Source organism: Lentzea alba (assembly GCF_011067745.1).
GTDB classification, from domain to species: domain Bacteria; phylum Actinomycetota; class Actinomycetes; order Mycobacteriales; family Pseudonocardiaceae; genus Lentzea; species Lentzea alba.
Window position 1 is genome coordinate 222,423 of the sequence record NZ_JAAMPJ010000013.1, and the last position, 25,298, is coordinate 247,720.

Consider the following 25,298-nt stretch of genomic DNA (forward strand, 5'->3'; position numbering starts at 1 on the left):
GACCCGTCAGGCTGGGAAGAGGTAGAACGTTCGGTCTCATTGGTTGCCTGAGGAGAGTGGATTTCCCGTGACTGCCGTTGCTTCGCCCGTCGGAAACGCGTCGGCGCTGCGCCGCCTGTACCTCGTCCGGTTCGGGTTCGCCGTCGTCTGGGCCGCTCTGCTGTTCGTGATGAGCAAGAGCCTCGGGCCGGTGAGCATCGCCCTGCTGGTCTTGTATCCGCTGTTCGACGTGGTTGCCGCGGTGGTGGACGCCCGCTCGTCGCGTGCTGGTGGAGCCGTGCGCGGGCTGTACGTGAACATCGCGATCAGCTTGCTCGCGGCCGTCGGTCTGGCGGTCGCCGCTGGTTCGGGTCTGCCGGCGGTGCTGCGGGTGTGGGGCGTTTGGGCGATCGTGTCCGGGCTGGTGCAGCTGTTCGTGGGCGTCAGCCGGCGCGGGACGGGTGGGCAGTGGCCGATGATCCTCAGTGGGGGCATCTCCGTGCTGGCCGGGTCGTCGTTCATCGTGATGGCGTCCGGGGCGGACCCGACGCTCGCGAACCTCGCCGGGTACGCGGCGATCGGCGGGATCTTCTTCCTGGTTTCGGCGCTGCGGCTGGGTCGCAAGTCCTGACGGGTCGTCCACCTCCTGCCCACCTCAATCACGACGTGTCGTCCCACGACCGGTACCGGACGAACACCAGCAGCGCGACGAGCACGGCGGCGAGCACCGACAGCGTGACGAGCAGGTGCCCCCGGTCCCGAGCCGGCCGGGGCACCTCGGCCACGGGGCCCGGCGACTCCACCGCCCACTCGGCGGGCACGCGGGACAGGAGACCCGCCGTGCCCGCCATCCGGCACACCTCGTGTTCGCACGGCGGGCAGGCGGCGAGATGGCGTTCGTAGACCTGCCGGTCACCGGGGGACAGCGAGCCCAGCAGGTAGGCCGCCTCCCACTCGCGGAACGGGCACATCACCGCCCGGTCACCCCGTTCTCCTCCAAGGCGAGCCGCAGTGCGCGCAGGCCGTAGTGCATCCGTGACCGCACCGTTCCCGGTGGCACGTCCAGGATCTTGGCGAGTTCCGCGACGGACTCGCCCCGGTAGTAGGCCCGCACGATCACCACCCGGTGCTCTGGTTTGAGCTGGGACAGCGCGTCGGCGATCAGCCAGGCGTCCAGCGTGCGGTCGGTGTGGTCGGAGCGCGCGCGTTCTGGCAGGCGGGCCGAGCCGACCTCCCAGCGGGCGCGGGCGCTGCGGCACTCGTCTATCGCGAAGTTGCGTGCCACCGTGTAGAGCCAGGCCTTCGAGGCCGCGCAGCCCTGCTCGAGGATGCCGGGGTTGCGCCACGCTCGCAGCAGCGCCTCCTGCACGACGTCCTCGGCCAGTTGCTCGTCTCCGGTGAGGCGGACCGCATAACGCCAGAGCGCCTCGGCGTGGCCGTCGTGCAGTGCGCGCAGCACGGTGCTGTGGTCGGCGTTGATGACGCACCCCTAGGTCCGGAACGTGGGAGCCCGCTTGGCCAGGAACGCCGCTGTGCCTTCGCGCATGTCGGCGGTCGTGAAGGCTTCTCGAAACGCTTCGAGCTCCACCTTCAGTCCTTCCTCGACGCCCAGGCCGTCCACCGCGTCGAGCACCGACTTGCAGGCCTTGACGGCGGCGGGGGAGTTCGCCGCGATGTCGGCGAGCACGAGGCGGGCGGCGGCGAACATCTCCTCGCGGTTGTCGAAGACCTCGTTCACCAGGCCGAGTCGATGCGCTTCCGCGGCGTCGAGCCGGCGGCCGGAGTAGATGAGCTCGCGTGCTTTGGCGACGCCTACCCGGCGGAACAACCGGACACAGCCGCCGAAGCCGGGGATCAGGCCGAGCAGCACCTCCGGCTGACCGAACACGGCTTTGCGGGTGGCGTAGACGAAGTCGCACGCCATCGCCATCTCGCAACCGCCGCCGAGCGCGTACCCGTCCACGCAGGCGATCACCGGGACCGGGAGCTGTTCGAGCAGCCGGGTCACCTCCTGGCCCAGCGCGCCGAACCGCTCGCCCTCCTCCGGCGTCATCGCGGCCATCTCGCGGATGTCCGCCCCGGCGATGAACGCGGGCCCTTCCGAGCCGGTGAGCAGGAGCGCGCGCGGGCCCGCGAAGGTCGCGAGGAGGTGGCGCAGTTCGGTGAGTGTCCGCTGGGACAACGCGTTGCGCGCGGGTGGTCGGTGCACGGTCACCGTCAGGACGTCGTCGTGCTCGTCGAGCAGGAGTGTCTGATAGTCCACGGTGGTCTCCTCACGAGTCCCAGATGGCGCCGTAAGCCGGGATGCCCCTGGCTTCCAGCTCTTCGACGACCTGCCAGGTGGTGGGTTTGTTGGAGATGCAGATGACCGCTTCCGCGTCGAAGCGCTTGCACGCGTCGTACGCGAGCGCGACCAGGTCGGGTTTGCCCTGGCTCTCGGTGTCCCAGACGACGGCGTCGGGCTGCACGTCCAGGATCTCGTCGACCAGCGCGTCGCCGTAGGTGCGGCGGGGGTTGCGGGTCGACCACACCAGCACCGAAGGCGTGTCGCCGGCCAGGAGGTGGGGCAGGCAGGGGCCGATACCGCTGCCGGTGGCGACCCACACCACCCTGGTGAAGAGCTTGTCGATGTTGCCGACACCCGCCGTCGGAATGCCCTTGACCCACACGTGACTCGGCTGGTCCGCGATGAACTTCGCCGTCCAGTCACCCGCGCGGGAGATGGTGAGGCGGAAGCCGGAGCGGCCGGGCGCCGGGACGTTCGCGAAGGAATGCCACTCCAGCAACGGGTTGCGGCTCACCGTCGTCGACGAACCCGCGAACGGCGTGACGCCGTGGTCGAACGACACGAGCGCGACGTGCGGTGACGGGCTCACGATGTGCACGGGAACCCGCCGCAACCTCAACCACGGCAGCACCACACTGGCCACCACGAGGGCGAGCGGCCACAGGAAGACGGGGTTCGACACCGCGGACAGCACGCCGAACAGCACGAGCACGGCCCACCCGCCGAACCGGTGCGAGCGCTCGAACAGGTCGTGCCGCTTGGCCCGCAGACGGGGGAGCGCGAGCACGACGAGCACGCCGAGCAGCGCCATGATCGTCCAGGTCAGCGCCAGGACGAGTGGTGGCCCTGTCGTCGTGGCGGCGAGCACGAGGAACCAGGCGGTGGCGCAGATCGCGCCGCCGACGTGCAGCCCGCCGAAGTGGTAGACCTTGCCGAGCGTCCAGCGGACCCGCAACGGCCACCGGGTGGGCGCGCTGGTGGCGAGCCAGAAGAACAGGTTGATCACGAGCTGCTGGCGGACGAGCGCGGCCAGCGTCAGGTTGGCGACGACCAGCGCGGTCAGCCGGTCTGCGTCCCACGAGCCGACGAAACAGAGGTTGACCAGGACGACGGCGGCTACGAGGCGGTTGTGGTGGGTGAACGGGCGGCGGCGCAGGATCGTGCGCCACGACCGGTCGGCCGGGGGCAGGTGGACGGCGCGGACTGAGGTCATGCGACGGTTTCCTTTTGTCCGTCCAAACGCGACAGCAGTGCGCGCCGATCGACCTTGCCGCGGTCCGTGGTCGGCAGCGTGTCGACCGGCACGATCAACGTGGGCACGCAGTAGTACGGCAAGCGCTCCTCCACGGCTCGGCGTGCCTGTTCCGGCACCGCGCTGGCCGGGCTGATGAACCCGACGAGCCTGCCGTTGTGCAGCAGGGTCGTGGCGCGGCTGCAGTCGGCCGCGCGTTCCAGCGCCGACGTCACGGCGTCCAGCTCCACCCGGAACCCGCGCACCTTGACCTGGTCGTCGGTGCGGCCGTGGTGCTCCAGCAGGCCGTCCGGGGTCCACCGCCCGAGATCGCGGGTGCGGAACATCAGGCGGCCGCCGCCCAGGAACGGGTCAGGCAGATAGCGTTCGGCCGTCAGTGCGGGATCACCCAGATAGCCCGCGGTCACGCAGTCGCCGCCCGCCCACATCTCGCCGACCTCGCCGATGCGGCACGGCCGCAGGTTCTCGTCGAGCACGTACACCGTCGTGTTCGGCACCGGCCGGCCGATCGTCAGCTGATCACCGGGCACGTACCGCTGCACCGTGTTGACGATGGTGACCTCGGTGGGCCCGCACGAGTTGTGGAAGGCGGCCTGGCGCGCCCACCTGTCGGCCAGCGACTGCGGGCACCGCTCGCCGGCCACCGCGATCGTGCGCACTCCGCGGCACACGGCGGGATCCAGCGACGCCAGCACGCTGGGCGTGGCGATGACGACGTCCACGGTGCTCGCCGTCCGCTCGATGTCCCCGCCGCGGATCACCAGCGTGCCACCGTGCGCCAGCGTGCCGAGGATCTCCCACATCGCCATGTCGAAGGCGATGTTCAGCAGCTGCGACACCCTGGTCCCCGCTTCGACGCCGAGGCATCCGGGCGCGGTCAGCAGGACGTTGCACAGGTTGGCGTGCGAGACCTGCACGCCGTTGGGCCGTCCGGTGGTGCCGGAGGTGAAGATGACGGCCGCGATGTCCGAGGTCTGGGTGGCGGTACGGCAGAACTCGGTGGCGTCGGGCACGCGGTCGATCGCGATGATCGTGCCCAGACCGCCGGGCAGCGCGGACTCGTGCTCGCTCGTGGTGAGCACGAAGTTGACGCGCGCCGTGCGGACTATATGTCGCAAATGGACTTCGGGGGCGATGCGGACGTCCTGCGGCACATAAGCCGCACCCGCCTTGAGGATGCCGAGAATGCCGACGACCATCGAGATCGACCGCGTGAGGAACAGGCCGACCCGCTCACCCGGACGCACCCCGGCGCGGGTCAGCAACTCGGCCAGCAACTCGGCCCTGCGGTTCAGCTCGGCATAGGTGATCGACTCGCCGAGGTGTTCGACGGCGACCAGGTCCGGGTGTCGTGCGGCTTGTTTCTCGACGGCGTGGTGGATGTGGTCGAACGGCGGGGTCCGGATCGGCCCGGCGCCGAACGACTGGAACAACGCGCGGTCCGGCAGAGGCAGGTCGCGCAATGCGGTATCGCGGAACACGGCATTCACTGCAGGGGTCGCCTTTCGGAAACGGTGCGCGGTCACCCGTTCTGAACGAGACAGACCCTCACTTTGTTCACGTCGAACCTCAACCGGTGTCGAATCGTCGAAACCGTTGCGTGTCAGCAACTTCGTGTTTCACAGTGAAAAATTGAGACTTGCGCCATTCAGCCGCACGCCGTTTACACGGTCCTAAAAGGACTCAGCCGTCTTGTGCCCGAGATGCCATGAACGGCGCTTTTGTGGACCTGGAGTCCACAAAAGCGCCGTTCATGGCGGGCGTCAGCCCGTCAGGCTCCCGCCGGTTTGCCCGACCAGGCCTCCTGCGACGTCAGCGGCCGCATCGTGATGGTGTAGTCGTACGTGCTGTCAGGCCGGACCTGGTTGCGCTGCCGCACCGGGTTCGGCGTGTCACCGACACCGGTCACGGCGTGGTCGGCGTGCAGTGTGAAGTACCCCTTGTTGCGCTGCAACATGAACGGGTACGCGGCGCGTTCGAGGTCGTCGTACTGCGTCACGCTGACGTCCTTGACGCCCGACACCAGCAGTCCCGACGTGCGGCCGTCGGTGAGCAGCGCCCACCGGGTGTCGGTGTGGTTGCCGTGGTCCTGCGGGCGGTGGTACTCGACGTACTGGTCGGCCACCGAGGTCGAGTGCACCCCGATCGGCGTGCCGTCCTTGCGGTCGATGTAACTCTCCGCCTCACGGCCGTACCAGGAGAACTCCTTGAAGCGGTCCGGCACGGACAGCTGGACGCCGATGCGCGGCAGGTAGGGCAGCGTCCGCATGGAGCCCTGCGGTGTCACGCGGTGGCCGAGCCGCAGCACGCCGGCCGAGTCGACCGAGTAGGTCATCGTCTGGTCGAACCACGCCCCGGTCACGCCGGGCGCGGCCACCTTGCTGTCCACGACGATCCGGGTGGTCTTGAGACCGTCCTTCTCCACCCGCACGCCGCTCACGGTGGTCTCCAGGCGGTCGAGGCCGGCCTTGCGCCAGTCCTCACCCTCCGCGCGGCCCCACGTGTAGGTCTCGTTGCTGATCGGCGTCCGCCACGCGTCGAGCTTCGGGCCGCTGGTGAGCAGCTCGCGTCCCCACGACTTGATGGACGTCAGCACACCGGACTTCTTGTCGACCGTGTAGGTCGCCCCGGCCGCCGTCGCCGTGACCTTGGCCGCGTCCTCCTGGGTGAACACGACGGCCCAGTCGAGCGGCGCCTTGTCGAGGCCGGGAACCCGGCTGCCGCCCAGCGAGAACTGGTCGTGCGCGAGCACGTGCCCGTTGGACGTCACCGTTTCGACGGTCAGGAACCGCTCGCGATCGGCGTTGTTGGCGGGCACCGGCAGCGGGATGGCACCGGTCGAAGCGCTGGCGACCCGCAACGGTTGCGAGCCGTCCTTGACCACCCGCGACCCCTCGGTGACCCGCCACTTCAGGGTGAGGTCGTCGGTGCCGGTGAACTGGCGTTCGTTGGTCACCGACAGCACGCCGCCGGCGTAGGCGAACCGGATCGGCTGGTGCGCCCACGCCATCTGCAGCGCTTCGGGCTGCGTGGAGCGGTCCGTGTTGATCAGACCGTCCACACCGGACAGCGTCGAGCCGTACGCGAAGTGCGTGCCGCGTTCCTGCACGCTGTCGAAGTCCAGCGCCAGCACGGCGCCACCGACCGGCGTCGAAGCGTTCAGCTCGGCAGGCGACAGGGCCCGGTTGTAGATCCGCACGTCGTCGACGTCACCGTGGGACAGCCTGGTGACGGTCGACGGGTCGTTCCACGACATCTCGAAGTCGCGGCCGATGTTCACGTCCGCCGCCGAGTAGTCGATCGCGCCGGTGAACGGCAGGGAACCCACCTCGGCGCCGTCGATGTACAGCCGGATCGCGGTGCCGTCGTAGGTGCCGCTGACCCGGTGCCACTTGCCGTAGAAGTCGGCCGGCACCTTCGCCTGCACAGCCCGCCACGTGCCGCTGTGAATGAAGAACTCGAGCGTGGTCTCGTTCTTCATCTTGAGCGTCCACTGGTGGTCGCCCTTGGCGATGATCGGGAACTGCCCGGTCCACTTGCCGGGCTTGACCCACGCGTCCAGCGTCAGCGCGGTACCGGTGATGTCGAGCAAGCGGTCGCGGTAGACCTCGACGAAGTCGTCGAGCCCGGACAACGACAGCGCCTTGCCGCGGTGGCCGTCGACGAGCTTCGGCGCGCCGGAGAGCAGGGCGGTGATGTTGTTACCGGAGCTGTCCGGCGCGATGCGGGTCTTCTGCCGGATGTTCTGCTCGGCCCAGTCCCAGATGAACCCGCCCTGGGTCTGCGGGTTGGCGCGGATGATGTCCCAGAACTCGCGGAAGTTGCCGAGGCTGTTGCCCATCGCGTGGGCGTACTCACCGAAGATCAACGGCTTGGTCGTGCTCTTCGCCTGCTCGGCGAACCTCTCCGGCGACGGGTAGCGCGGGCCCCACACGTCGGCGAACGGCGCGTCACCGTCGGGGTTGTTGGACTGGTGGTAGATCGGCCGCGACGGGTCGTTGGCCTTGAGCCACTTCGCCATCTCGAAGTGGTGCGCGCCGAGCCCCGCCTCGTTGCCGGTGTCCCACATGAAGATGCTGGGGTGGTTCTTGTCCCGCTCGACCATGCCGATCAGGCGGTCCATGAACGTGTCGCGCCACTCCGGCTGGTTGGCCTGGCACCAGCGCGAGCAGTTCTCGTGGTTGTGGGTCTCGATCTCCATCTCGTCGTCGATCCAGATGCCGTTCTTGTCGGCCAGATCGTAGAAGTAAGGGTCGCTCGGGTAGTGCGAGGTGCGGACGGCGTTGACGTTGAGCTGCTCCAGCAGCGCCACGTCGCGTTCCTGCGCCTTGCGGGGCACGTGCCGGCCGTGGTCCGGGTCGGTCTCCGCGCGGTTGACGCCCTTGAACAGCACGCGCTTGCCGTTGACCAGCAACGTCCGGTCGCGGATCTCGATCTTGCGGAAACCGGTGGTGTCACTGGTGATGTGGGTGATCTTACCGTCGGGCGCGGCGAGCGTCAGCACGACGGTGTAGACGTTCGGCGTCTCGTCGGTCCACTTGGCCGGGTTGCGCACGGGCAGAGTCAGGCGGGCCGTGCTGCCGTCGGTTTCCTGGCTCGCCGAACCGACTTCCTTGCCCCTGGCGTCGCGCAGGCTCGCGGTGACGCGGTGCTTTCCGGTGGTGCCGCCGGGCTTGTGGCCGAGCTCCACGTCAGCGGTGAGGGTCGCGTCCGTGTAGGTCGCGTCGAGATCGGTCTTGAGGGTGACGTCCTGGATGAACGTGGCGGGCGTCGAGTACAGCGACACCGAGCGGAAGATGCCCGAGTACCGCCACTGGTCGTAGTCCTCGAGGTAGGAACCCGCGCTCCAGCGGTGCACCTGCACGGCGACCTTGTTGCGGCCCGGTCGCAGCGCAGAGGAGATGTCGAACTCGGCCGGGGTGTAGCCGCCCTGGTCGTAGCCGATGTACTTGCCGTTGACCCACACGAAGTAGGCCGACGTCACGCCTTCGAAGCGCAGGAACGTCGCGCGCTTGGTCCAGTTGGCGGGCACGTCGAAGTCGCGGACGTACGCACCGGTCGGGTTCACGTCGCGGGGGACGCGGGGCGGGTCGTCCGGCTGCACCTCGGTGGCGATGTTGCGGAAGATCGGGTGGTCGAGGCCGTCGGTCTGCCACGTGTGCGGCACGGTGACGGTGCGCCAGCCCGAGGTGTCGTAGCCGTCGGCGTAGAACCCCGCCGGCACGTCGGCGGGCTTGTCCGCCATGGAGATCCGCCACTTGCCGTCGAGCGACTGCGTGAACGGAGTGCGCTCGGCGTGGCGCACGGCGGCGGCGACGTCGGCCTGCGGGAGCAGCAACGCGTGGTGCGGCTCCTGTCCCTCGGCGATCTTGCGCGGATCCTCCAGATACGTGTGCACATCAGGTGGAGGATCGACGGCGGCGGCGATCGGTGTCATCGAACCTGCCGCAACCAACATGACTGTCGCAAGAACAATCGCGCGCCGCACGCTGAACCTCCATGTTCAGACAGAAATGAACACAAGTGAACAGTTGGTCTTCGACTGCGACAAGAGGTCACGAGGTCCGCGTGGTTCACAGCATCGAACACTGTTATCGAATGGATCGTCTCTTGCGTTCGATGTTGTTCGACAGCACTCTGCCGGACCATGGCCAGGACGCTCCCTCATCTGCTGACCGCGGCTGTTGTCGCCGCCTCCCTCTCCGTGCCGGGGACCGCTCACGCGGCACCGACCGTGAGCCTCGTCGGCGACACGCTGCTCGACCCGTCGGCGCTCTACTTCGTCTCCTACGACGGGTTGGTGAACAACAATTCGTTCCAGCAGGACGCGATCCTGACCTACCAGGGGCGCCAGTACGCCACCTGGTACACCGGTAGCCGCAACGCCGTGATCGCCCGCAGGAGTCTGGGCAGCACGGCGTGGGAGACCGTCGTGTTGCCGCACCGGCTCAGCATCGACGACTCGCACAACGTGATCTCGATCGGGATCTCCCCGCAGGACAACACGATCCACATCGCACTCGACACCCACAACACCCGCCTGTTCTACTTCCGCTCCAAGCCGGGCCTCGCGATCGGCGGTCAGCCGTGGAACGCCGCGTCGTTCGGCGCGGTGCAGCGGACGCTCGGCGGCGTCGAGCTCGGTTCGATGACCTACCCGCAGTTCCTGGTGACACCAGAGGGAAGACTGCAGTTCAGCTACCGCACCGGCGGCTCCGGCAACGGCGTCAACGAGCTGGCCGAGTACAACGGCGGCACGTGGCGCAAGCTCGGCGGCTGGTCCTCGGCGACCGGCTCGTACACCGGTCCGAACGGCGTGGTCTCGAACACCCGCAACATGTACCTGCACGGCCTCAACTACGACCGAAGTGGACGGTTGCACGCCGCTTTCACCTGGCGTGAAGGCAATTCCGGCGTGCTCTGCAACTCGGGCGGACTGACCAACCACGACACCGGCTACGTCTACAGCGACGACCGCGGCCGAACCTGGCGCAACGGCACGGGAACCGTCGTCGGCACGACCGGTGGCGCGCCGGTCAGCGTGAGCTCGCCGGGACTGGTGGCCGACCCGCTCGACCCGAACCACGGCCTGATGAACCAGGAGAGCCAGGCGGTGGACGCGAACGGACGGCCGCACGTGGTGATCAGCTACGTGCCCGGCCGCTTCACCCAGTGCGTCTCGAACTACGCCCAGCAGCGCGCGCAGTACGGGCGCACGTTCCACGTCTTCCGCGCTGCGGACGGAAAGTGGACCAAGATGGAGGTGCCGATCCCGCCGAACCACACCCAGCGCACCAAGATCGTGCTCGACCGGGACGACAACGCCTACCTGGTGATGCCGCGCGGCAAGATCGTGGCGGCCACCAAGGCCAGCGGCTGGACGGACTGGACGACCGTGTTCGACCGTCCGTCGCTGCGGGCGTTCGGAGAGGTCAACGTGGACACGTCCCGCGTCGCGTCGCTGGGCATCCTGTCGGTGCAGTACCAGCAGACCTCCAGCGGCACCACGCCGTCATCGATTCGCGTCGCCGACTTCCGGCTCGGTTAGCGCCAGGAGGACCAACAATGTCGTTGTCCCGATTCAGCAGTGCGCTGGTGGCCTGTGCGGCCGCTCTCGCGCTGACCGCGCCGACGGCCCCGGCGGCTCCCACCGAGGTGACGCAGCAGGGCACGCTCAGCTGGAGGCTGGTCCGGGCCCAGAACCCGACGGCCGACCAGCAGCGGGCGTACGACTTGATCACCCGTGCGATGAACGCCGCGGTGGCCCGCTACAACAATCTAAGCGGTCTCACGAAGAGCATCACCGCCCATTACGAACCCTCGGTGCCGACGGCGGACGGCAACATCAACGGGACGATCCGGTTCGGCAGCACCGCCTCCATGAACGAACGCACGGCGCTGCACGAAATCAGCCACACCATCGGTGTCGGCACCAGTGGAAAATGGGGATCTCTCGGTTGTGGCGGCACCTTCAAGGGCGCGGCGACCACCGCGCTCGTGCGGCAGTACGACGGTGCCAGCGCCAAGATCACCTGCGACAGCCAGCACTTTTGGCCGTACGGGCTGAACTTCGACAGCGAGTTCTCCCAGACCAACGCCGACCGGCACGTGAAGATCGTCGAGGCGATGGTGCGCGACGGCCTGTGACCCCGAAATTGTTTTCGTAGAATCGTCGATCGCGCGAATGTTTGTCGAACCTTCATTCGAAGAGGAGATTTCTTTGAATGATTGATTTCGAAAAGTTTTCGCGCGGCCGCATTCGTGCGGTCCTGCTGACGATGCTCTGCCTGCTCGCCACGGCGACCCCGCTGGCCGCCGCGGACGCGGTGCAGGCCCCGCCGACGAAAACCGTGCGGGTCTACTGGTTGCGGCCGTACGACGTCCCGCACGACACTCGCTACCCGGACGGGATCGCGCGCGTCATGCGGGAGGCCCAGCGGTACTACCAGCAGGAGCTGGGCAAGACGTTCCAGCTCAACGACCCCGTGGTCGAGGTGATTACCGGGGAGCGCAACCGGAGCTGGTACGAGAACACGCCCAACGGACCCGACCGGTACTGGTGGTCGGTGTTCAACATGCAACAGGAACTGCTGCGCAGGCTGAGTCTCGGCGCACCGGACAACCGGTGGCTCAACGTCGGCGAGATCAGCGCGGAAGGACCTGGCGCGGGCGGCGGTGGCGGCAACGGCTGGGTGATCCTCTCCGGACACGACGCGGACGGTGCCGCCGGCATCAACGGCCCGATGAACCGCTGGTACGGGGGCATGGTCCACGAGCTGGGGCACGCCTTCGGTTTGCCCGACTCGTCGTTCACCGACGGAACACCGATGTCGGCGTCGTTCTACAACTACCCGAACTGTCATTTCAACGAGCAACAGAAGAACGCGATCCGCAACGGCCGGTACGGCAGTTTCCTCTCCTGATCGTCACGCCGTGGACTCGCGCACCACGAGTCGGCACGGCTGCCGTACGACACCGGTCGCGGGGTTTCCTTCGAGTGCCGCGAACAGGTGTGTCACGGCGGTCGTGCCGAGCTGCTGGAGGTTGAGATCGATCGTGGTGAGCGGCGGCTTGCAGTCCGCGGCGAAGATCTCCCAGTTGTCGTATCCGACGATCGCGACGTCGTCCGGCACCCGCCGGCCGAGGTCGGTGAGCGACTGGGCGACGCCGCTCGCGATCTGGTCGTTGCCGCAGAAGATCGCGTCGACCTCGGGCGCGGTGGCGACCAGGACGCGGGCGGCGTGCCGGCCCCAGCGCTGCGACCACTCGCCGTGCAACGGCTGACCGCCCGCGAGCGTCAGGCCCTGCTCGGCCAGCACGGCGTGCACCGCGGCCGCGCGATCACGGGCGGCGCGGTAGTGCTGCGGGCCGGTGATGTGGCCGATGTGCTTGCGCTGCAACGCCATCAGGTGCTCGATCGCGAGCCGTGCCCCGCCCGCGTCGTCGGAGACGAGGCTGAGGTCGTCCGGGTTGCTCGATCTGCAGTAGACGTACACGGCCGGCACCGGGAGGTCCGCGGTCAGCGACGTGCGGACGTCGTTGCTGTCGCCCACCACGATGAACCCGTCGACCTGGCGGGCGAGCAGCGTGCGGATGTAGTGGTTGCGGCGGATCGCGTCACCGCGCGTGTCGCACAGCAGCACCGACATCTCCTGGTTCGACAACGCGTTCTCGGCGCCGAGCAGGATCGGGATCGCGAAGCGGCCGTCGAACTCGTCGGTGAGCAGGCCGATCGCGCGGGTGCGGCCCGCCACCAGACCCTGCGCCAGAACGTTGGGCTGGAACGACAGTTCGGCCGCGGCCCGCAACACGCGCGCTCGAGTGGCCGCGGCGACCTCGCCGCGGTCGTTGATCGCCTTGGACGCGGTGGCGATGGACACGCCCGCCCGCTTCGCCACGTCCCCGAGAGTCACAGCCTCCGAACGCCGTCTGCCCATCGAAATCCTTTCGAACGAGGTTCGACTGCGTGTTCGACGATTTCTGCCCCTCTTGGCGCATTGTCGAAATCGTTTTCGGTCACCAGAGTGCGTGGTGTGGCAACGATGCGCAACACCCAGTCGATCCGCGGACCGGTCGTCCCGTCCCGCGGACCTCTCCGTCCATTGGGGACGGACGAGGTGCGCATCACCGGTGGCTTCTGGGCACCCCGGCAGCGGGTCAACGGCGAGGCGACGCTCGGCCACGCGCTGGAGTGGATGGACGAACTGGGCTGGACCGGCAACTTCACCAGCGTCGGCAACGGTTCGGGCTCCCGGGAGCGCAAGGGCCGGGAGTTCTCCGACTCCGAGGTCTACAAGATCGTCGAGGCGATGTCGTGGGAACACGGCAGGTCCCCGGACCCAGCGCTCGACGCGCGCATCGACGCGCTCACGTCCCAGATCGCCGGTGCCCAGGCCGAGGACGGCTACCTCAGCACCTCGTTCGGCCGGGACTGGCAGCGGCCGCGCTACAGCGATCTGGCGTGGGGACACGAGCTCTACTGCGTCGGGCACCTGTTGCAGGCGGCGGTCGCCAGGACGAGGACCGCGGGCGCGGGGCCGTTGCTGGACGTCGCCCGCCGCGCCGCCGACCACGTCTGCGAGACGTTCGGACCGGACACCACGGGGGTCTGCGGGCATCCGGAGATCGAGACAGCGCTGGTGGAACTCGCGCGGCTGACAGGGGAGCAGCGCTACCTCGACCAGGCCGCGTCGTTCGTCGAGCGGCGTGGCTACCGCACCCTGCCCGCGCACGAGTTCGGCTGGTCCTACTTCAACGACGACATCCCGGTGCGCAAGGCGACCGTCCTGCGGGGACACGCGGTGCGCTCGCTGTACCTGGCGTGCGGAGCCGTGGACGTAGCCGTCGAAACGGACGACGACGACCTGCTGGGCGCGGTGGCCGAGCAGTTCGACCGCGCGTGGGCTCGGCGCACGCACATCACCGGCGGCATGGGGTCGCGGCACCAGGACGAGGCGTTCGGCGACGACTTCGTGTTGCCCGCAGACCGCGCGTACGCCGAAACCTGTGCGGGCGTGGCCACCGTGATGCTTGCCCAGCGCCTGCTCCTGGCCACCGGCGACAACCGCTACGCCGGGATCGCGGACCGCGTGCTGCACAACCTGATCGCCGGCGCGATCGGCGACGACGGCCGGAGCTTCTTCTACGCCAACACGTTGCACCAACGCACGATCGTCCAGCCGCAGGCCGGTGGCGAGCGGCTCGACGTCGGCGGGCTCAGGGCGCCGTGGCGCGAGGTGTCGTGTTGCCTGCCGAACATCGCACGGCTGCTGGCAAGCCTCTCGTCGTACCTCGTCACCGCTGACGACACCGGCCTGCGGGTGCACCAGTACGCCGACTGCGACGTGGAAACCAGGCTCGCCGACGGCCGCGAGGTCGGCCTCGAGGTGCGCACGTCGTACCCGGAAGGGGGAGACGTGGCCGTGCGGGTGGCCAGGAGCGGCGGTCCCTGGTCCATCACCCTGCGCGTCCCCGACTGGGCGACCGGGGCGGTGCTCGTCGTGGATCACGAGCGTCGCCCGGTCGCGCCAGGAGACGTCGTCCTGACCCGCGACTGGACCGCGGGTCAGGAGATCCGGCTGGAGCTGCCCACGCAGCCCAGGTTCACCTGGCCGGATCCGCGCATCGACGCGGTGCGCGGCTGTGTCGCGGTCGAACGCGGGCCGCTCGTGCTGTGCGCCGAGTCGTTGGGGGACCACGATCTCGACGCGCTGCGGGTCTGCGTCGGGCACAGCCCGGAGCAGGCAGGTGACGGCGCGGTGGTGCGGGCCAGGTTCGAGTCCCTGCTCGATTCCTCGTGGCCGTACGGGGAACCGTCGGCCCGGACCGGCACGTCCGTCCCGCTGCACCTCACGCCCTACCACCGCTGGGCCCGCCGAGGCCCGTCCACCATGCGGGTCTGGCTTCCCAGCGCCTGACCACAGTCTCAAAGGAGAGACAGTGAAAGCGATGCTCGCGGCAGTCACACTGCTGCTGGCCACCGCCGCGTGCGGTGCGGAAGAACCCGGTGCCGCCGACGACGGTGCGACCCTCACGTTGTGGACCCGTGCGGCGACCGAGTCGGTGTCCAAGGCCTATGCCGACGCCTACAACGCCTCGCACAAGAACAAGATCGAGGTCACCGCGTACCCCAACGAGGAGTACCCGGCGAAGCTGGCCTCGGCCGCGGGCGCGAAGTCGTTGCCGGATCTCTTCGCCGCGGACGTGGTGTTCGCACCGCAGTACGCCGCCCAAGGACTGTGGGCAGATGTCTCCGACCAGTTCAAGTCCTTGCCGTTCAAGGACTCCGTAGCCCCCTCCCACGTCCGTGCGGGAACGTGGGAGGGCCACAACTTCGCCGTGCCGCACACTATCGACCTGTCGGTGATGCTCTACAACAAGGACCTCTACACGAAGGCCGGCCTCGACCCGGAGAAGCCGCCGCGCACGCTCGCGGAGTTCGCCGAGCACGCCCGCAAGATCGACAAGCTCGGCGAGGACGTGCACGGCACGTACTTCGGCGGCAACTGCGGCGGTTGCGTCGAGTTCACCTTCTGGCCCTCGGTGTGGGCCGCCGGTGGTGAGGTGCTCGACAACGACGGTCGCAGCGGGAAGGTCGACTCACCCGAGATGGCCGAGGTCTTCGCCGTGTACCGCGATCTCTACGACCAGGGCGTCGCGTCGCCCGCGTCGAAGGGCGAGGCGGGCCCGACCTGGCTCGGCGCGCTACAGGGCGGGAAGGTCGGCATCGCCCCCGGTCCCTCGGTCTGGCTCGACGCCATCGAGTCCAAGGGCGTGAAGACGGGGCTCGCACCGATTCCCGGCATCACCGGCGGTGAGTCCACGTTCCTCGGCGGCGACGCGATCGGCATCGGCGCCACGAGCGCGAAAACCGAGCAGGCGTGGGACTTCCTGGCCTGGACGATGTCCGAGGAAGCACAGGTCGAGGTGATCGCGAAACGCAAGGGCGTGCCGTTCCGCACCGACCTCGCGTCGAACAAGTACTCCTCGGCGGATCCGCGGCTCGTCACGGCCAACGGGCTGGTGGCCAAGGGGAAGACGCCGTACGCGCGCAACTTCAACGCCACCTTCAACGACCCGCAGGGGCCGTGGCTGACCACCGTGCGCGGTGCGCTGTTCGGCGACGCCAGCTCCGCGCTCATGACCGGCAACGAGGCGATCACCAAGTCGTTGCGGCAGGAGTGAGTCGTGCGCAGGCGAGCGGTGACCGGAGCCCTGTACGCCACGCCCGCCGCGGTGCTGGTGGGGCTGTTCTTCGTGGTTCCGCTGCTGCTCGTCGGCTGGATGTCGCTGAACCGGTGGCCGTTGCTCGGCAAACCGAGGTTCAACGCGCCGGCCAACTACACCGGCGTGGTGGACAACGCGCTGCTGACGTCCGCGGCCTGGTTCACCGTTCAGTACACGGTGCTGATCACCGTGCTGCTGTTCGTGGTCGCGTTCGGGCTCGCGCTGCTGGTGCAGAACCGGCGGAAGGGCGTGGGGTTCTTCCGCACCGCGTTCTTCCTGCCGATGGCGGTCGGGTTCGCCAGCGCCTCGCTGTTGTTCCTCGGTCTGCTGAGCGAGGAGATCGGGCCGTTTCCCGGCACCGGTGACAGCTCGGCGCTGGGCTCGGCCGTGCTGCTGGTGCTGTGGCGGTTCGCCGGGTTCAACATGCTGATCCTGCTGACCGGGCTGCAGGCGATCCCGCTCGACGTCTACGAGGCCGCGCGGATCGACGGTGCCACCCGCTGGCAGACGTTTCGCCGCATCACCGTGCCGATGATGCGGCCGACGATCGCGCTGGTGCTGACGATGATGACCACCGGGTCGCTGCTCGCGTTCGACCAGTTCTGGATCCTCACCAGGGGAGGCCCGGACAACAGCACCACCTCGCTCGTGATGGTGATCTACCGGGAGGCGTTCATCCGTCTCGACCTCGGCTCGGCGGCCGGGATCTCGGTCGTGCTGCTGGTGCTGCTCGCGGTGTTCAGCACGGTCCAGCTCGCCGTCCTGCGCAGGAGGTCGGCATGAGGACCTACTGGTTCACGGGCACCGCGCTCGCCATCCTGTTCCTGTTCCCGCTGCTGTGGAGCGGATGGGCGTCGGTGCGCACGGACACCGGGTTCGGCACGGAGAACTACGTGCGGCTCTTCACCTCCGGCAACGGCATCCAGCCGGTGCACGTGCTCAACAGCGTGCTGGTGAGCACGATGACGGTCGCCGGCACGCTGGTCGTGTCCACGTTCGCCGGCTACGCGTTCGGACGGTTCCGCTTTCCCGGCCGCGACCTGCTCTTCCTGCTCACGCTCGCGATCCTGATGGTGCCATACGCGACGATCCTGATCGCGCTGTACGTGCTGCTCGGCTGGCTCGGCCTGGAGGACTCGCTGATCGGCCTGAGCCTCGTGTTGATCGTGTTCCAGCTGCCGTTCTCGGTCTTCATGATGCGCAACAGCTTCGAGGCCGTGCCGATCGAGCTGGAGGAGTCCGCCCGCGTCGACGGGTGCACGAGCTTCGGCACGCTGGTGCGGATCATGCTGCCCGCCGTGCGGCCCGGTCTGGTCACCGTCGGACTGTTCGCGTTCCTCGCTTCCTGGAGCGAGTTCTTCGCTCCCCTGATCCTGCTCAACTCGACCGACAAGTTCACCACGGTTCTCGCCGTGGTCAACATGCGCACCGCGAGCCACGGCTCGATCGACTACGCCGCGTTGGAGGCGGGAGTGGTGTTCATGGCCGCGCCCTGCCTGGTGCTGTTCGCGTTCATGCAACGCAGCTACGTCCGGGGGTTCACCTCGGGCGCCCTGAAAGGCTGAGGAGGCTCGGATGATCCGTTTGTGGAAAGGATTCGTGGCCGCTCTCTTCGCGGCGGTGATGGCGGTCGGCGTGGCGTCTCCGGCGAGAGCGGACCACGGGTGGACACCGCCGTCGAACCTGGTGACCCCGTTGAACCAGGTCTGGCAGCACGTGGAAAGCACGTACGGCAACCTCTACGGCTTCCGCAACTACGGCTGGGACCAGATCTTCACCAACGGCGGCTACCTGAACTTCTGCGTGCGCTGGGACTCGCCCCAGCCGGTGACCGCGCAGCAGCGGGACGCGGTGCACGCCCAGCTCGCCCGGCAGTACAAGAAGTGGATGGACGCGATGGTGGGTCACAACCACTTCCCGTACGCGTCCGTGCCCATCAAGGTCGTCGGCTGGGCGGTGCGTGACCGCAACCAGTTGAAGTGGAACGACAACTCGGTCGACATCTACGTCAACGACATCAGGGAGAACGCTCCGCAGTGCTCGGAAGGGTGCGGCAGGTTCTTCAACCGCAACGGCACGTACCCGCGCTGCCCCGGTGGCGTCGCGCGGCACTACGACCAGTCGTTGTGGCTCACGGCCGGCTTCGGCGGCGGGGCCGGCGGTGACTGGGGTCAACGGATCGGCAGCGAGTACTTCATGGGCAACCTGAACTCGTCGGACGTGCACATCTTCCTGCACGAGGTCGGGCACACGTTCGGTCTGGACGACTTCTACGACTGGACACCGAGCGGGGTCGGCGGGTTCATCATGAAGGCCGGCAGCTCGACCGTGATCACCGAGTTCGACAAGTGGATGTTGCGCGACTGGTGGCGGCATCTGAAGAACCGGTACGGGTACTGATGAATCTCCCTTCTCGACGCACTGTGTTGCGTGCGGGCGCGTTCGCCGTTGCGGCAGCGGCGTTGCCCGCACGCGCGCTCGCCGCGGCACGCCCCGACATCGGGGTGTCCGCCGAGCTCTTCCCGCTGGGATCGGTGTCCCTGTTACCCGGACCGTTCCGGGACAACACCACCCGCACCCACGCCTACCTCAAGTTCCTCGACCCGGACCGGCTGCTGCACACGTTCCGTCGAAACGTCTCGCTGCCCTCCGACGTCGTCCCTTGTGGAGGGTGGGAGTCACCCACCACCGAACTGCGCGGCCATTCGACGGGACACGTGCTGACCGCGCTGGCCCAGGCGTACGCCGCCACCGGTGACACGGCGTTCTCCACCAAGGCGAACTACCTGGTCGAGCAGCTTGCCGTGTGCCAGGACCGGGCCCGGACCGCCGGCTTCAGCACCGGCTACCTGTCGGCGTTCCCGGAGAGTTTCATCGGCCGGGTCGAGGCGCGCGAACAGGTCTGGGCGCCGTACTACACCCTGCACAAGATCATGGCCGGCCTGCTCGACGTGCACCTGCTCACCGGCAACGCACGGGCGCTGACCGTCCTCACCCAGAAGGCGTCGTGGGCGTCCTGGCGCAACGGCAGGCTGACCTACGACCAGCGGCAGAACATGCTCGACACCGAGTTCGGCGGCATGAACGAGGTGCTGGCGAACCTCTACCAGCTCACCGGCGACCCGGCGCACCTCACCGCCGCGCAGTACTTCGACCACGCGGAGATCTTCGACCCGTTGGCGCAGAACCGGGACGCGTTGAACGGCTACCACGCCAACACCCAGATCCCCAAGGCGATCGGCGCGATCCGCGAGTACCACGCGACGGGCACGACCAGATATCGCGACATCGCGAGCAACTTCTGGGAGATCGTCGTCGGTGCGCACAGCTATGCGATCGGCGGCAACTCCAACGGCGAGTACTTCAAGGCACCCGGCCGGATCGCGTCCGAACTGTCGGACAACACCTGCGAGTGCTGCAACTCCTACAACATGCTGAAGCTCACCGCACAGCTGTTCCGGGGCAATCCCAGTGACGTGCGGTACTTCGACTTCTACGAGAAGACGCTCTACAACCACCTGCTGGGCGGGCAGAACCCGAACTCGACCCACGGCCACCACAGCTACTACGTGCCGTTGCGGCCGGGCGGCATCCGCACGTACAGCAACGACTACGACAACTTCACCTGCTGCCACGGCACCGGGATGGAGACCAACACCGCGCACACCGGCCGCGTCTACGCCCACTCCGGCACCACCCTCTACGTCAACCTGTTCATCGCCTCCACGGTGAACTGGCGAGGTTTCACCGTGCGACAGGACACCTCCTTCCCGGAGACCGCGGCCACGAAGCTGACGATCACCGGCTCCGGAACGTTCGAGTTGCGGGTGCGCATCCCGAGTTGGGCCGCGGGCGCGCAGATCCGCGTCAACGGAACGCCGCAGGCACCGGTCACGCCGGGTTCGTACGCCTCGATCAACCGCACCTGGGCGAGCGGTGACGTCGTGGACGTCAGCTTGCCGATGACCTTGCAGCGGGAGTCCACCCCGGACAACCGCACGGTGCAGGCGGTCAAGCACGGGCCGATCGTGCTGGCGGGCGCGTACGGCACGAACAACCTCTCGTCGATGCCGACCCTGCAGCCGTCGACGATCAGGCCCACGTCGACGCCCTTGCAGTACACGGCCACGGCGAGCACGGGCCAGGTGACGCTGCTGCCGTTCTACAAGGTCCACGGGCAGCGCTACACCGTCTACTGGACCGTCGCCGAGACGCCACCGTTCATCGCGCACTACCCGTTCGACGGCAACGCCAACGACGCCACCGGCAACGGCATGACCGCCACCCTCGCCGGCGGCACGGCCTGGACGACCGGCCGCAGCGGGCAGGCGGTCGACCTGTCGGGCAGTGGCGCGCACGTCGTGCTGCCGTCCGGTCTGCTCGCCGGCGCGGTGGCGTTCAGCGTCGCCACCTGGGTCCGGCTGGACACCGTGACGACCTGGTCGCGGGTGTTCGACTTCGGTTCCGGCACCGGGGCCTACGCCTTCCTCACCCCGCGCAGTTCGGCGGGCGGAGCGAGGTTCGCCGTCACCACGGGCGGCGCGGGCGCGGAGCAGCAGATCAACGCACCGACGGCACTTCCACAGGGTGTGTGGACGCACGTCGCGGTGACGCAGAACGGTGATCTCGGCGTTCTGTACGTCAACGGTCTCGAAGTCGCGCGCAACTCGGCGATGACGGTGCGACCAGGCAACACCACGCAGAACTGGATCGGGCGTTCCCAGTACGGAGGCGACCCGTTCCTCGACGGCGCCGTGGACTCGTTCCGCGTCTACGGCCGCGCTCTCACCGCCGCTGAGGTCGCGAACCTCCACTCCACCGGCACGTAAAGGGAGGATCGATGCGCGCCACCCTGCTCCGTACATCTCTTCTGGGCGCCGCGATCGCACTACTGGCAGGCGTTGTCGTCGCGACGCCTGCCAGCGCGGCCAACCCGATCATCACCTCGATCTACACCGCCGACCCGGCCCCGCTGGTCGTCGGCAACACCATGTACGTCTACGCCGGACGGGACGAAGCCGCGTCCGGCCAGCAGAACTTCCTCATGCGCGAATGGCGCGTGCTGTCCACCACCGACGCCGCCACCTGGACCGACCACGGCGCCAAGGCGAACATCGGCACGTTCCGCTGGGCGGGCGCCGACGCGTGGGCCAGTGAGGTCGAACCGCGGGGCGGCAAGTACTACTGGTACACCTCGGTCAACGGCAACGGCGCCGGGTGGATGGACATCGGCGTCGCGGTCGGCGACAGCCCGCTCGGTCCGTTCACCGACGCCAAGGGCGGCCCGCTGATCAGCGACAGCACGCCCAACTCGTCCGGACTCAACATCGACCCCACGGTCTTCACCGACGACGACGGCCAGGCCTACCTCTACTGGGGCAGCTACTGGGGCGCGCGGGCGGCGAAGCTGAAGCCGAACATGATCGAACTGGACGGCCCGGTCGTGACCCCGCAGGGGCTGGACAACTTCTGGGAAGCGCCGTTCATGTTCAAGCGCAACGGCCTCTACTACATGATCTACGCGGCCAACGACACCAACGGCTGCGTCACCTCGTCCAGCTACGCCTGCCAGCGCTACGCCACCGCCACCAGCCCGATGGGGCCGTGGACGCACCGCGGCGTCGTGCTCGGCCAGGTCTCGTCGACCACCAACCACGCGGGCGTCGCGCAGTTCAACGGCGAGTGGTACATGGTCTACCACAACGCGAACGCGCCCGGCGGCGGCAACTTCCGCCGGTCCGTGGCCGTCGACCTGTTGCGCTTCAACGCCGACGGCACGATGCAGCGCGTCACCCAGACCACCACGGGTCCGCCGCCGAACCCCGGCGGCCCTCCCGCCGGCAACATCGCGTTGAGCGCCACCGCGACCACGTCCTACGTGTCGCCGTGGGAGACCCTGTCCGCAGTCAACAACGGTGCCACACCGACGAGTTCGGCGGACCGGTCGAACCTCGTGTACGGCAACTGGCCCGAGCAGGGCACGCAGTGGATCGAGTACACCTGGCCGTCCGCCAGATCGATCAACCGCACGGCCGTCTACTGGTTCGACGACGACCAGGGCATCGACCTGCCCGCGTCGTGCCGCGTGCAGTACTGGACCGGCAGCGCCTACGCCGACCTGCCCGGCTCGTGCGGGACGGCCGCGAACACCTTCAACACCCTCTCGTTCCCCACCGTGTCCACGACCCGGTTGCGGTTGAACATCACCGCGAAGACCGGCCTTTCGACGGGAGTCCTGGAATGGCAAGCATTCGCCGCCTGACGGCACCCGCGCTGGCCGTGGTGCTGATCGCGGGCGGGATGGCACCTGCCGCCTCGGCCGCGCAGCCCATCGGCTATCCGGCGTTCAACGGACCGTCGATCCCCGCGCCGCCGGTCGGGTACAACACCGGCAGCACCATGCGCGCGATCTACGACGCGGAAAGCTCCGGCACCGACTTCTGGATGGACCGCCTGCTGGCCCGTCCCGGCAACGACCCCGCCGGCAACTTCCTGATGACCCGCGGGCGCGGGTTGTTCATGTACACCCACAACCCAGGCGTGATCGGCTTCGGTGGCCGATCGGCCTACTGGGACGACCTCAGCGGCCAGAACGCCTACTCGGTCGCCGTGTCACCCGGCAACTTCACCGAGCAGGTGAACAGCCGCGTGCAGAAACCCAGCCACTACAAGGGTGTCTTCACCAGCGGCGCGATCCGGGTGGAGATGACCAAGTTCATCACGCACAACAACGTGGCCGTGACGAACCTGGCGATCGTGAACACCGGCGGGTCGTCCGCGACGCTGCAGCTGCGCGCCACGTCGCCCTATGCGACCTCCGCGAGCGGCAACGAGTTGACCGGAAGCCGTCCGGTGAAGAACAACCTCACCACGATCCGGCCGCGGCTGTCGGGCGACGGGTTCGGGGTGAACAACGGCGGCCTGGACCGGTCGATCACCGTCGGCGCCGGCCAGACCGTCACCACCAAAGTGACCATGGGCTTCCTGACCACCGAGATCCCGGAGTCGTCCACCGAGTACCAGTCCTACCGCGGATACTCGCCCGAGACGGCGTTCGCCACCCACGTGCGGGCCTACAACCGTTGGTGGGCGGACAACATCCCGTACATCGACGTGCCGGACGCGGCGATCAAGAAGAACGTGTACTACCGCTGGTGGCTGATGCGGTTCAACCACCTCGACGTCGACATCCCCGGCCAGGACTTCCAGTTCCCGATCTCGGTCGAGGGCGCCACCGGGTACAACAACGCGATCGTGCTGACGCAGCCGATGCACATCGACGACCTGAAGTACCTGCGTGATCCCGTCTACTCCGCCGGGGGGTGGCTCTCCGCCGGACAGACGTCCAAGGGCGGCCGGTTCATGGACAACCCCGGCGACCCGGAGAACTGGTCGAACTCCTACACCCAGTACATCTCCGAGGCGGCGTGGCGCGCCTACCAGGTCCACGGTGGGCAACCCGCGATCGCGGCGCTGCTCGCCCGGTACGCCGAAGGTGACGCCAAGGGGCAACTGTCGTTCTACGACACCAACAACAACAGTGTGATCGAGTACGACTGGGGTGCTCTCACCGGCAACGACGCCGACGCGGTGTCGTTCGACTGGCGGGCAGGCCGGCTCGACCGCGCGGAGACGGCGTACGTGTGGAGCGGAGCCGTTGCCGCCCAACAGGCCTACGCACTGGCCGGCAACTCCGCCAAGGCCGCCGAGATGCAGACGCTGGCCGACCGCATCCGGTCCGGGGTGATCAACACTCTGTGGAACCCGTCCCGGCAGCTGCTGGAGCACAAGCACGTGGCCACGAACGCGCACGTGCCGTGGAAGGAAATCAACAACTACTACCCGTTCTCGGTCGGCCTGATGCCGAACACCGACCAGTACAAGCAGTCGCTGCGGCTGTTCGCGGACCCGGCCGAGTACCCGGTGTTCCCGTTCTACACGGCCAACCAGCGGGACAAGGCGGCCGCGGCGGCAGCGGGCCACCCCGGCTCGAACAACTTCTCCACCATCAACTCGACCGTGCAGTTCCGGCTGTACTCCTCGGTGCTGCGCAACTACCAGAACCAGTGGATGAACGCGGAGGACTACAAGAAGCTGCTGTACTGGAACACCTGGGCGCAGTACATCGGCGGCAACACGCAATGGCCGGACGCCAACGAGTTCTGGGCGGACTGGAACGGCAGCTCGATCCAGTACCGGTCGTGGATCCACCACAACATCCTCGGCAGCAGCAACTGGACCGTCGTCGAGGACGTCGCGGGGCTGCGGCCGCGCACCGACGGGCTGATCGAGCTGTCGCCGATCAACATCGGCTGGTCCCACTTCGCGGTCAACAACCTGCGCCACCGCAACACCGACCTGAGCGTCGTGTGGGACGATCCGTCCGACGGCGTGACCCGCTACAACGGCGTCCCGCAGGGCTATTCGGTGTACCTCAACGGCAGCCGTGCGTTCACGGTCGACCGGCTCACCCGCGTGCTCTACGACCCGGCGACCGGTCAGGTGACCCTGCCTTCCGGTGGTTCGGTGACCTACCAGACCTCGGTGCCCGCCGCGCGCGCTCCTCGTGACGTCGTGCAGAACAGCCCGCGCATGGTGGACGTGTTCGCCAAGGCGGGCGTGGACCTGACCTCGACCCGGCCGAACCTGGCTCAGGGCCCGTCAGCGTCCTACACCGCGTCCGGCACGTCGGTCGGCGCGGCGGTGGACGGGTTCCCGATCAACGAACCGATCTGGGGCACGTCCGGCTCTCCGAACGCGACCGACTGGTTCGAGCTGAACTTCGGTCAGCAGCGTTCGGTCAGCGAGGCACGGCTGTACTTCCGCGACGACCGCGCGGGCAACCGTTATCGGGCACCGGCTTCGTACCAGGTCCAGTACTGGAACGGCAGCGGCTGGGCCGACGTGGCCGGACAGGTGAAAACACCGGCCACACCTCGTGCCAACTACAACCTCGCCCAGTTCACCCCGGTCAACACGCAACGACTGCGGGTGCAGATGACTCACGTCAGCGGTTTCAAGACCGGACTGACGGAGATAAAGATCCACTGAACA

General features: G+C 68.0%; 19 protein-coding genes. 12 read left to right on the forward strand and 7 right to left on the reverse strand.

Annotated features, from left to right (window positions below; all coding sequences use genetic code 11):
- The first annotated feature begins 67 nt into the window (after window positions 1-67).
- On the forward strand, window positions 68-610 hold the full coding sequence (locus G7043_RS37630) for a hypothetical protein (protein WP_166053452.1): 543 nt from the start codon (window positions 68-70) through the stop codon (window positions 608-610).
- Window positions 611-638: 28 nt separating this feature from the next.
- Here the strand turns inward: G7043_RS37630 and G7043_RS37635 are convergent, their stop codons facing one another.
- From G7043_RS37635 to G7043_RS37660, 6 genes are all read right to left on the reverse strand, one after another.
- A complete protein-coding gene (locus G7043_RS37635; RefSeq protein ID WP_278185986.1) occupies window positions 639-950 on the reverse strand; it encodes an anti-sigma factor family protein in 312 nt (103 codons plus the stop codon).
- Entirely contained in the window at window positions 950-1,438 is a 489-nt protein-coding gene (locus G7043_RS37640) for a sigma-70 family RNA polymerase sigma factor (protein WP_313888265.1), read from the reverse strand. Before G7043_RS37640 ends, G7043_RS37635 begins: the two co-directional genes overlap by 1 nt.
- Before the next feature lie 30 nt (window positions 1,439-1,468).
- Complete coding sequence (locus tag G7043_RS37645) at window positions 1,469-2,242, reverse strand: enoyl-CoA hydratase/isomerase family protein (RefSeq protein ID WP_166053454.1); 774 nt, start codon at window positions 2,240-2,242, stop codon at window positions 1,469-1,471.
- A 10-nt stretch (window positions 2,243-2,252) separates the two neighbouring features.
- Window positions 2,253-3,479: a hypothetical protein gene (locus G7043_RS37650; RefSeq protein WP_166053455.1), complete on the reverse strand. Its 1,227-nt coding sequence runs from the start codon at window positions 3,477-3,479 to the stop codon at window positions 2,253-2,255.
- Window positions 3,476-4,999 carry an amino acid adenylation domain-containing protein gene (locus G7043_RS37655; RefSeq protein WP_313888266.1) on the reverse strand — a complete coding sequence of 508 codons (1,524 nt, stop codon included), beginning with the start codon at window positions 4,997-4,999 and terminating at the stop codon, window positions 3,476-3,478. Before G7043_RS37655 ends, G7043_RS37650 begins: the two co-directional genes overlap by 4 nt.
- Window positions 5,000-5,289: 290 nt before the next feature.
- The gene (locus G7043_RS37660) at window positions 5,290-8,955 is read right to left on the reverse strand and encodes a glycoside hydrolase family 2 TIM barrel-domain containing protein (RefSeq protein ID WP_242643105.1); all 3,666 of its coding nucleotides are present in this window, start codon (window positions 8,953-8,955) and stop codon (window positions 5,290-5,292) included.
- Window positions 8,956-9,165: 210 nt separating this feature from the next.
- Between G7043_RS37660 and G7043_RS37665 the strand changes: the two genes are divergently transcribed.
- From G7043_RS37665 to G7043_RS37675, 3 genes are all read left to right on the forward strand, one after another.
- Window positions 9,166-10,566 (forward strand): BNR repeat-containing protein, encoded by a 1,401-nt coding sequence (locus G7043_RS37665; protein WP_166053458.1) that lies wholly within the window; start codon window positions 9,166-9,168, stop codon window positions 10,564-10,566.
- A gap of 17 nt (window positions 10,567-10,583) precedes the next feature.
- Window positions 10,584-11,165, forward strand: a complete 582-nt coding sequence (locus G7043_RS37670; protein ID WP_207312240.1) for a hypothetical protein — start codon at window positions 10,584-10,586, stop codon at window positions 11,163-11,165.
- Window positions 11,166-11,242: 77 nt separating this feature from the next.
- Entirely contained in the window at window positions 11,243-11,941 is a 699-nt protein-coding gene (locus G7043_RS37675) for a hypothetical protein (protein ID WP_242643106.1), read from the forward strand.
- Between the two features lie 3 nt (window positions 11,942-11,944).
- Here G7043_RS37675 and G7043_RS37680 read toward each other — a convergent pair whose 3' ends face one another.
- Window positions 11,945-12,916 (reverse strand): LacI family DNA-binding transcriptional regulator, encoded by a 972-nt coding sequence (locus G7043_RS37680; protein ID WP_313888267.1) that lies wholly within the window; start codon window positions 12,914-12,916, stop codon window positions 11,945-11,947.
- Between the two features lie 144 nt (window positions 12,917-13,060).
- On the opposite strand from G7043_RS37680, the gene G7043_RS37685 reads away from it, so the two are divergent.
- Genes G7043_RS37685 through G7043_RS37720 form a run of 8 tightly spaced genes read left to right on the forward strand, consistent with a single transcriptional unit; the run spans window position 13,061 to window position 25,295 of the window.
- The gene (locus G7043_RS37685) at window positions 13,061-14,935 is read left to right on the forward strand and encodes a glycoside hydrolase family 127 protein (RefSeq protein WP_166053569.1); all 1,875 of its coding nucleotides are present in this window, start codon (window positions 13,061-13,063) and stop codon (window positions 14,933-14,935) included.
- A gap of 31 nt (window positions 14,936-14,966) precedes the next feature.
- Window positions 14,967-16,202, forward strand: a complete 1,236-nt coding sequence (locus G7043_RS37690) for an ABC transporter substrate-binding protein (RefSeq protein ID WP_166053568.1) — start codon at window positions 14,967-14,969, stop codon at window positions 16,200-16,202.
- A 3-nt stretch (window positions 16,203-16,205) separates the two neighbouring features.
- Window positions 16,206-17,027, forward strand: a complete 822-nt coding sequence (locus G7043_RS37695) for a carbohydrate ABC transporter permease (protein ID WP_313888268.1) — start codon at window positions 16,206-16,208, stop codon at window positions 17,025-17,027.
- Window positions 17,024-17,809: a carbohydrate ABC transporter permease gene (locus tag G7043_RS37700; RefSeq protein WP_166053460.1), complete on the forward strand. Its 786-nt coding sequence runs from the start codon at window positions 17,024-17,026 to the stop codon at window positions 17,807-17,809. Before G7043_RS37695 ends, G7043_RS37700 begins: the two co-directional genes overlap by 4 nt.
- A 10-nt stretch (window positions 17,810-17,819) precedes the next feature.
- The gene (locus G7043_RS37705) at window positions 17,820-18,644 is read left to right on the forward strand and encodes a hypothetical protein (RefSeq protein ID WP_166053461.1); all 825 of its coding nucleotides are present in this window, start codon (window positions 17,820-17,822) and stop codon (window positions 18,642-18,644) included.
- Window positions 18,644-21,073 (forward strand): glycoside hydrolase family 127 protein, encoded by a 2,430-nt coding sequence (locus G7043_RS37710; RefSeq protein WP_166053463.1) that lies wholly within the window; start codon window positions 18,644-18,646, stop codon window positions 21,071-21,073. Before G7043_RS37705 ends, G7043_RS37710 begins: the two co-directional genes overlap by 1 nt.
- Window positions 21,074-21,084: 11 nt before the next feature.
- The gene (locus G7043_RS37715; protein WP_166053464.1) at window positions 21,085-22,506 is read left to right on the forward strand and encodes a glycoside hydrolase family 43 protein; all 1,422 of its coding nucleotides are present in this window, start codon (window positions 21,085-21,087) and stop codon (window positions 22,504-22,506) included.
- Complete coding sequence (locus tag G7043_RS37720; protein ID WP_166053465.1) at window positions 22,485-25,295, forward strand: discoidin domain-containing protein; 2,811 nt, start codon at window positions 22,485-22,487, stop codon at window positions 25,293-25,295. The genes G7043_RS37715 and G7043_RS37720 overlap by 22 nt, the downstream gene beginning before the upstream one ends.
- The last annotated feature ends 3 nt before the right edge of the window (window positions 25,296-25,298 follow it).